Here is a 1,352-nt window from a genome sequence, read left to right on the forward strand (position 1 = left end):
CTACCCGCCGAGCCCCGCCATCCGCAGCCGCACGGCGCGGGCCGCCCCGGCGGCCTCGTCGAGCGCGGCGAGGCGCTCGTCGCCGTCCGGGAGCCCGCCCGGACCCACGCCCGCGGCCCACTCGAGGAGCCGGTCGGCGAGGGCCGGGTTGAGCGCCAGCACCGGGCCGTGCAGGTAGGTGCCGACGACGCGGCCCGCGACGACCCCGTCGACCGAGGCCTCCCCCACCCCGTTGCCGGTGCCGCGCAGGACGCGGCCGAGTGGCACCGCGCCGTCGTCCAGCGCCGTGCGGCCGCCGTGGTTCTCGAAGCCCAGCAGCGGGGGCAGGCCGAGGCTCGGGTCGGCCTCGACGACGACCTCGCCGACGGCGCGCCGCTCGGCGGGCAGCGGCTCGACGGTGCGGCAGGGCAGCAGCGACAGCCCCGGGACGGAGCCGTCGACGTCGCGGAAGGCGCTGCCGAGCACCTGCATCCCGGCGCAGACGGCGAGCACGGCCCCGCCGGCCCCGACCGCGCGGGCCATCCGGTCCTCCTGCGCGAGCAGGCGGGCGACGTGCCGCTGCGGCCCGTCCTCCCCGCCCCCGAGCAGGTAGACGTCGGCCTGCGGCAGACCCTCGCTGCCGACGACCTCGACGACCTCGGCGCCCATCCCCCGGGCGCGGGCCCGGGCGGCGAGCACGGCGGCGTTGCCGCCGTCGCCGTAGGTGCCGAGCAGCTCGGGGTAGAGGACGGCCACGCGCACCGCCGAGGGCCCGGCGCTCACCGCGCCGCCTCCGCCGCCGCGACGGCGCGCAGCTGCTGGAACGCCGTGTAGTTGCCGACCACGTCGACCTCCTCCGCCGGGGGTCCGCCCCGCTCGGGCCCGCTGCCGGGCGCCCCGAGGGTGCGGGCGGCGCGCAGCGCGTCGCGCAGGCCCGGCACCCGCTCGTGCTCGACGCCCGCGACGACCAGCCGCAGCGACAGGTCAGCGGCCCGCTCCCCCGCCACGACCACACGGCGGCCGACGAGGCGCTCGAAGGGCACGTCGTAGATCCACGAGGTGTCGCGGCCGTCGGCCCCCTGCGCGTTGATCGCCAGGACGAGAGGTCGGTCGCTCGCGCCCATGACGTCGAAGTTCTCGACCCAGCCGGCGGGGTTCTTCGCGAGGAGCAGCCAGAAGCGCACGCCCTCGGCGCGCAGCCAGGCGTAGCGGCCGGCGACGTCGCCGACGTCGGCCATGGCCGCGAGCGCGGCGCCGAGCCCGACGCCGAGCTCGCCCGCCGCGGCGGCCGCCATGACGGCGTTGCGCCGGTTCGCCTGGCCGGGCAGCGCCAGGCGCACGGGGTGCCCGCCGGGCCCGAGGGGCACGGCGCC

At 79.7% G+C, this 1,352-nt stretch carries 2 protein-coding genes; both read right to left on the reverse strand.

From position 1 onward, the window contains the following. Positions 1 to 762 carry a type 1 glutamine amidotransferase gene (locus HLB09_RS17135; protein WP_171204492.1) on the reverse strand — a complete coding sequence of 254 codons (762 nt, stop codon included), beginning with the start codon at positions 760 to 762 and terminating at the stop codon, positions 1 to 3. Continuing rightward, on the reverse strand, positions 759 to 1,352 hold a 594-nt coding region (locus HLB09_RS17140; RefSeq protein WP_171204493.1), incomplete at its 5' end, for a DUF1727 domain-containing protein. The genes HLB09_RS17140 and HLB09_RS17135, both read right to left, overlap by 4 nt.

Origin of the sequence: Pseudokineococcus marinus (assembly GCF_013004605.1) — a bacterium.
Classification (GTDB): Bacteria; Actinomycetota; Actinomycetes; order Actinomycetales; family Quadrisphaeraceae; genus Pseudokineococcus; species Pseudokineococcus marinus.